The sequence below is a fragment of the Paracoccus sp. (in: a-proteobacteria) genome (genome assembly GCF_035556475.1).
Lineage (GTDB): Bacteria > Pseudomonadota > Alphaproteobacteria > Rhodobacterales > Rhodobacteraceae > Paracoccus.
Map to the genome: position 1 here is coordinate 1 of NZ_DATMFA010000104.1, position 6,271 is coordinate 6,271.

Genomic DNA, 6,271 nt, shown 5'->3' on the forward strand with positions numbered 1-6,271 from the left:
CAGCGCTGCAGAATTTCTCGGTGATAGCGATGGCCAAGCCAGAACGAGAGACCGTCTCCGATGATCGCGCCGACCGAGGCCGCCACCAGCAACGGCCACAACTTCACGATGCCACTCGGCACGAGCGCACTGATTGCCAAAATTGCAGCAGTGCCGGGTATGAACACGCCAATGACAGGAATGGATTCCGAGAGAGCCAGAAACAGCACGGCCGCATAGGACAGATGAGGATGAGCTGCGATGAATGCGGTTACGTCTGCGAAGAATGCCAACATCCTCAACCTACCTACAGGACGGAAGTGACGTATCGGTCCAGACGCGTCCCTGCAAAATAAAATGTCTGGACGACCCGTGCCCTGCGTACCGGTTCTAATGCCACAGGGCTATGATCACACGATTATCGATCGGCGGACAGGGTTTCTGCCGGACCTGCCATCGTCATATAGACGACGAGGCCAAGGATCGCTGCTAGAAACACCAGACTTGTCGCTGTCGTCCCCAGACCCAGTCCCCCATTGGCAACCGGTTGCGACAGCAGGTCGCCAAGCGATGCGCCAAGCGGACGAGTCAGGATATAGGCAAGCCAGAAAGCCGTGACCGCGCCGATGATATTGGTCCGCCACATGCCCACGACCACAAGGATCGCCGCACCGAACAGAAGCGCCGAGGCCAGATAGCCAAGACCAAGTTGCCCGGCCAGAAGGTCGCCTGCGGCGGTTCCAAGCGCGAAGGTGAACAGAACTGCAAGCCAATAACAGGCCTCGCGGACCGGATTGTCGATCGAGTGGATCGACAGCGTATGCTCGCGCCGGTACCAGATGACGAAGGTCGCAATCAAGGCCGCGATGAAGATCACCGTCGAAAGCTGCAACGCCACGCCATAGGTGTCGGTCAGGCTGTCGGTGATCAGTGTCCCCACGATCGAGATCATGGTGACCGCGAGCCAATAGATCCAGGGCATATAGCGGTCGGCGCGCATCTGGATGAACAGAACCACCGCCAGCGCCAGCGCCATCAGGATCGATGTCGTGGGCAGGCCCAACCCCAACTTGAAGATCAGATAATCGGCGCCCGTCTCGCCGACCGTGGTCGCCATGATCTTGATAGCCCAAAAGCAAGCCGTGACCTCGGGGACTTTGTTGTAAAGATCGTCCCGCGCAGCGGGCGTGACCGAATATGTCATCTCTGTCCCTCTCTGAAATGAGACTCATGCCCCAAGGAGCTAGACCCGGCAGATGATCTGAAAATCGGGGAAAGATTACGTCTTCGTAATCTTGCGGCTTGGCGTTCAGCGGCGGTCGCGGCCTTCCGGGGGAACAATTACGAATTCGTAATCGATACGGGATTTGACGGTCAGGCGGGCCGCCTAGCTTTGGTTCATCGCGGCAATTTTGCCGCCGTCTTGAAGGAGACCAAGATGAAACGCACAATATCCACTCTTGCGCTGGCAGCGATCGCAGTGGCAAGCGCCACAACCGTCGGTCAGGCCCGGCCCCCATCCGACGACACGGCCGAAATCCAACAGTTCCTGAAAGCGCCCAAGAGCATTTCGGACGCGATCCGCGCCGCCGAATCCTCGACCGGCGGCAAGGCCATCGAGGCCGAGTTCGACGACCACAAGGGTGTTGCGGCCTATGAGGTCAAGACCGTCGCAGGTGACACTGTCGCCAAGGTCAAGATCGACGCTGCCTCGGGGCAGGTGATCAAAACCAAGGACAAGGGCACGCTTGCCACGAAGGATGACGACGATGTGGTCGATCCGGCGAAGATGACGGTCTCTCTTTTGGACGTGGTGGCGAAGGCCGAGGCGGAAAGCGGCGGCAAGGTCATGTCGGTCGACCATGAAAGCGAGAATGGAACGACGCATACTCAGCTTGAGATCGTCAAGGCCGATGGCTCCCTGCTGGATTATACATTCGACGCATCGGCGGCTAAGCTGATCCCCATGATCGAGGGTCAGGGCGATTCCGGCGAACTGTCGGAGGGTTAATCTGAAATAGGATCGGGGCGGCGAAATCCGCCCCATTTCGGGAAATGGCCAGATGCGCATCCTGATTGTCGAAGACGACCAGACCACTGCCGATTATATTGCACGCGGCCTTCGCGAAGAAGGCCATGTCCCGCAGATCTGCGGCAATGGTCGCGACGGGCTGGTGACTGCCCAAAGCGCGGATTTCGACGTGCTTGTCGTCGACCGGATGTTGCCCGACCTTGATGGCTTGTCGCTGATCCGCACCTTGCGGAGTGCCAAGAACCTGACACCAGCGATTTTCCTGACTGCGATGGGCGGGATTGACGACCGCATCGAAGGGCTGAACGCAGGCGCCGACGATTATCTGGTCAAACCCTTCGCCTTTGGTGAGCTGTCGGCCCGCATTCAGGCCCTTGGCCGCCGTCCGCAGATGCGTGATGAGGAAACCGTCCTGATGGCCGGTGACCTGCGCATGGATCTGATCCGCCGACGCGTCACCCGAGGAGATACCGAAATCGAGCTGCTGCCGCGCGAATTTGCGTTGCTGGAATGCCTGCTGCGGCGCAAAGGGCGCGTCCAGACCCGGACCATGCTGCTGGAGGCGGTGTGGGACTTAAACTTCGATCCGCAAACGAACGTCGTCGAAAGCCACGTCTCGCGGCTTCGCGCCAAGATCGACAAGCCCTTTGCGACCGAGTTGATCCGAACCATCCGCGGTGCGGGTTACAGGATCGACGGATGAACCGCTGGCGCGACGCCCTTCGCTCGACCCCGATGCGGTTGACGCTGCGACTGGTCGTGCTTTTCCTGCTCGTCGGCAGCGTATCCTTTCTCGTGACATGGTGGCTTGCGAACGAAGCTCTGCTCAGCGCCACCGAAATCGTGCTCGAACAGGAAATCGAAGAACTCTCGGCTTCAGGCGATCCAGAGATCATCGCCCGCGCGGTCGGTGATGGCGCTGAGCAGGCCGACCCCGAACACCAGATTCTGCGCTACGACGGGCCGGGCGGGCCGGTTGGCAACTATCTCGGCCCCCTGCCCGGCGAAAAGCTGCGGCAGGCCGATCTGCATGACAAGGGGCAGGATATCGACGGCAGCTATATCCTGCTCTCTGAACGCATCGGCGAGGCCCTTCTGACCGTCGGTCAGGATACTGAAGCCTTCGACGACCTGCGCGAAGTCTTCATCAATGTGCTTCTCTTCACCCTGCTGCCGACCGCGGGCCTGCTGCTCGCCGGTGGAATGATGATCGGCCTGCGCTCGGCCCGGCGATTGACCGCTATCGAAGATACGCTGGCGCGGCTCACATCCGGCGACTTGACGGCGCGCCTGCCGCCGACGCCCGGCCCGCCCGACGATCTGAGCCGGGTCGGCGCGGGGATCGACCGCCTGGCTGCCGCGCAAGAGGCATCCGTCGCGGCGTTGAAGCAAGTTTCGACCGATATCGCGCATGATTTGCGCACCCCGATCCAACGGCTGGCGCTGGTTCTGGATCAGGGTGCGGCGGATCTGCCCGATGCGCCTGCGCAGGAGGTCTTCAACCGGGCGAGCGCCGAGATCCAGCACATCTCGACGACCTTTGACGCGCTGCTGCGCATTGCGCAGATCGAGGGCAGCGGACCTGGCCAGAATTTCGCGCCCGTCGACCTTGGCCAATTGGCGCGCGATATCGCCGAACTCTACGACCCTGCCGCGCAGGAAAGCGGACATCAGATTTGGTTGCAGGTATCGGGGAAGACCATCGTTCAGGGCGACCGCACCTTGCTTGGACAAGCGATTGTCAATCTGCTGGAAAACGCTCTGCGTCACAGCGCGCCCGGGACGGTTACGCTTGCGGTCGACGGCCAGACCTTGTCCGTCGGCGACCACGGCCCCGGCATTCCCGAAGCCGAACGTGAGGCCGTTCTGCGCCGCCTCTATCGCCTCGACCGCAGCCGCAACACCCCCGGCAACGGCCTCGGCCTCAGTCTGGTGGCCGCGATTGTCCGAAGGCACGGCGCGGAGTTGATCCTGACGGACAACCATCCCGGATTGCTGGCAACCATTCGGTTCAGCGCGACCGATATCAGGAAGGGCGTCGGAGACCGAGAAGCCGGTTCCGCATCTACATGAAGCGACCGTCCGCTCCGTCCCGCGCTGCGTCGAAGAATTCGCAGTGTCAGGCACCAACATCCGGTTTGGCGCTTTTGCGGCGGCTCCCGACTGGGCCCGATCGGCAGCTTTGGGCAGGCCCGCTCCTCGCCGGCAGTCGGACGACCCTCTTCGACAGAGAGTTCCCTCGTTCGGCCCCGCAGCATGTCACTCGGGGCGGCCAGACCTTGATTGCTGACCATCTGGCGCAGGGCTCGAACTGGCCGGGACAGGAGCGCCGCAGATACGGATCTGCGGCGAGGCTTCAGCAGGCCGCAGTGTAGGTCTGCCCGGTCTGCGTATTGCGATAGCTGCACATCTTGGTAGTGGGCTGGCGCGCTCCGACCTGTGCACCGACCGCAGCACCTGCCAGCGTCGCCGCCGTTCTGCCGCTGCCCGAACCGACCTGATTGCCGACGGCCGCGCCCACCAGGGCCCCGGATGCCGCATTGACGCCCTGATTGTCCGAACAACCGGACAAGCCACCCAGGCTTGCAAGCATGAGAACCGCAGCCCCTGCCAGTTTCATCATGATTTCGTCTCCTGTCGCGAGGGAAAGCCAAGAACGAATTGAAGCTGATCGCCTAGCCCTGCGCGCAGGGCTTTGGGTTGAGCAGTAAAGCCTAACGTCGCTATCAACTTTCAACCCGGCGGCAAGTTCCTTGCACATCGCAGCCATTTTGCCGCCTTCGGCAACAAGGCTGATACGCCCAAGTCGTGAGGGGCGCCGTGGCCAATGAGTGGATCATAATCCGTGTGGACGTTTCATTCCGGCGAGTCGACAGTAGTATTCATCGCAAAACCGAGGCTTGGAGATTTCGCAATGACGATCACGGGCAAGCAACTGTTCACGACATTGGAACCGGATGGAACGCTGACGGTGGCGGTCGAAGAAGTGACCGTCCCCGATCCGACCGGCAACCAGGTTCTCGTGAAAATGGAAGCCGCGCCGATAAACCCGTCGGACCTCGCCATCCTGGTCGGTGCGGCCGATCTGGAGACGGCCAGCTACTCGCCCGGCAAATTCGTTGCCAGAGTGCCCGAGCCATTCAACGCGGGCTCGAAGGCGCGCCATGGTCTCAAGCTGCCCGCCGGGAACGAAGGTGCCGGTACGGTTGTCGCAGTTGGCGACAGTGACACGGCCAGATCGCTCCTGGGCCAGCGCGTCTCCTGTGTCCCGGGCAATGCCTACAGCCAATATTGCATTGCCGACGCCGCGATGTGCCTGCCCTTGGGCGATCATTCGGCCGAGGATGGCGCGAGCGCCTTCGTCAATCCCATGACCGCTCTGGGCTTCGTCGAGAATGCCAGGATGGACAGGCAGAACGCGATCCTGCACACGGTCGGGGCATCCAACCTGGGCCAGATGCTGACCCGCATTTGCAAGGAAGATGGCATCGGTCTGGTCAATATCGTCCGAAAGGACAGTCAGGTTGATTTGCTGAGAAGCCTCGGCTCCACCCATGTCGTCAACTCGTCGAATGACGATTACATGCGCCAGTTGAGTGCCGCGATCGAAGACACCGGCGCATTTTATGGCTTCGACCCGGTCGGCGGCGGCCAAGGCGTCGACAATGCCTTCAAGGCCATGGAGCAGGTCGCGGTCAGCAGAATGACGGAATATTCGCGCTATGGGTCGAACCAGCCGAAGCGCATGTTCATATATGGGCGACTGGACATGGCCCCGACGATCTTGTCCCCGAGCTACGGCTTTGGCTGGACCCTTTCGGGTTGGCTGCTGTTCCCCTTTCTCCAAGCGGCCGGGACGGAAACCGTCAGCCGGATGCGGGAGCGCGTGCGCGAGAGCCTCACCACCACCTTCGCCAGCCATTACAAAAAGCGCGTCAATCTCGACGAGATGCTGACCAAGCAGGCCGTGACCGATTACAGGGCCATGAGGACAGGTGAGAAATATCTCGTGACTCCGTGGTCGTGATGGCGGTGCCCGGAAGTGATCGGTTCGTGTCGGAGTGCGATAGGGCATGAACGGCTGCTTCGGTGAATGCTGTCGCGCAGCAAGATGAAAGACTGAGCTACTCCCCGATCCTTGGACAGATTTCGGGGATGTTTAAGCTACTGCCTGTGCCTGCCGGTCGGTTTCGATTCTGTTGAAGTAGACCACGGCGGGGGGTAACCCGCCATGGGCAGTGTGTGGCCGCCGATGGTTGT

General features: G+C 61.2%; 7 protein-coding genes. 4 read left to right on the forward strand and 3 right to left on the reverse strand.

Features of this window, described 5'->3' with window-relative positions:
* Together VNQ78_RS14185 and VNQ78_RS14190 are read right to left on the reverse strand one after the other, a co-directional pair.
* Positions 1 to 275 (reverse strand): DedA family protein (locus VNQ78_RS14185; protein ID WP_414694074.1); only part of this gene is annotated, 275 nt, incomplete at its 3' end.
* 122 nt (positions 276 to 397) lie between these two features.
* A complete protein-coding gene (locus tag VNQ78_RS14190; RefSeq protein ID WP_325690874.1) occupies positions 398 to 1,183 on the reverse strand; it encodes a hypothetical protein in 786 nt (261 codons plus the stop codon).
* Positions 1,184 to 1,417: 234 nt separating this feature from the next.
* On the opposite strand from VNQ78_RS14190, the gene VNQ78_RS14195 reads away from it, so the two are divergent.
* The 3 genes from VNQ78_RS14195 to VNQ78_RS14205 all read left to right on the forward strand — a co-directional run bounded on the left by VNQ78_RS14195 (position 1,418) and on the right by VNQ78_RS14205 (position 4,084).
* Positions 1,418 to 1,990: a PepSY domain-containing protein gene (locus VNQ78_RS14195; protein WP_325690876.1), complete on the forward strand. Its 573-nt coding sequence runs from the start codon at positions 1,418 to 1,420 to the stop codon at positions 1,988 to 1,990.
* Positions 1,991 to 2,042: 52 nt separating this feature from the next.
* Complete coding sequence (locus tag VNQ78_RS14200; protein ID WP_325690878.1) at positions 2,043 to 2,714, forward strand: response regulator transcription factor; 672 nt, start codon at positions 2,043 to 2,045, stop codon at positions 2,712 to 2,714.
* 503 nt (positions 2,715 to 3,217) lie between these two features.
* Positions 3,218 to 4,084 carry a HAMP domain-containing sensor histidine kinase gene (locus VNQ78_RS14205; protein ID WP_325690885.1) on the forward strand — a complete coding sequence of 289 codons (867 nt, stop codon included), beginning with the start codon at positions 3,218 to 3,220 and terminating at the stop codon, positions 4,082 to 4,084.
* Between the two features lie 283 nt (positions 4,085 to 4,367).
* Here the strand turns inward: VNQ78_RS14205 and VNQ78_RS14210 are convergent, their stop codons facing one another.
* A complete protein-coding gene (locus VNQ78_RS14210) occupies positions 4,368 to 4,634 on the reverse strand; it encodes a glycine zipper 2TM domain-containing protein (RefSeq protein ID WP_325690881.1) in 267 nt (88 codons plus the stop codon).
* A gap of 291 nt (positions 4,635 to 4,925) precedes the next feature.
* Here VNQ78_RS14210 and VNQ78_RS14215 point away from each other — a divergent pair, with 291 nt between their 5' ends.
* The gene (locus tag VNQ78_RS14215) at positions 4,926 to 6,038 is read left to right on the forward strand and encodes a zinc-binding dehydrogenase (protein ID WP_325690883.1); all 1,113 of its coding nucleotides are present in this window, start codon (positions 4,926 to 4,928) and stop codon (positions 6,036 to 6,038) included.
* The last annotated feature ends 233 nt before the right edge of the window (positions 6,039 to 6,271 follow it).

What these genes read in the sequence shown, in the direction of transcription:
- VNQ78_RS14190 (WP_325690874.1), bottom strand. Translation starts at nt 1,183, where the DNA reads ATGACATATTCGGTCACGCCCGCTGCGCGGGACGATCTTTACAACAAA.
- VNQ78_RS14195 (WP_325690876.1), top strand. Translation starts at nt 1,418, where the DNA reads ATGAAACGCACAATATCCACTCTTGCGCTGGCAGCGATCGCAGTGGCA.
- VNQ78_RS14200 (WP_325690878.1), top strand. Translation starts at nt 2,043, where the DNA reads ATGCGCATCCTGATTGTCGAAGACGACCAGACCACTGCCGATTATATT.
- VNQ78_RS14205 (WP_325690885.1), top strand. Translation starts at nt 3,218, where the DNA reads ATGATCGGCCTGCGCTCGGCCCGGCGATTGACCGCTATCGAAGATACG.
- VNQ78_RS14210 (WP_325690881.1), bottom strand. Translation starts at nt 4,634, where the DNA reads ATGATGAAACTGGCAGGGGCTGCGGTTCTCATGCTTGCAAGCCTGGGT.
- VNQ78_RS14215 (WP_325690883.1), top strand. Translation starts at nt 4,926, where the DNA reads ATGACGATCACGGGCAAGCAACTGTTCACGACATTGGAACCGGATGGA.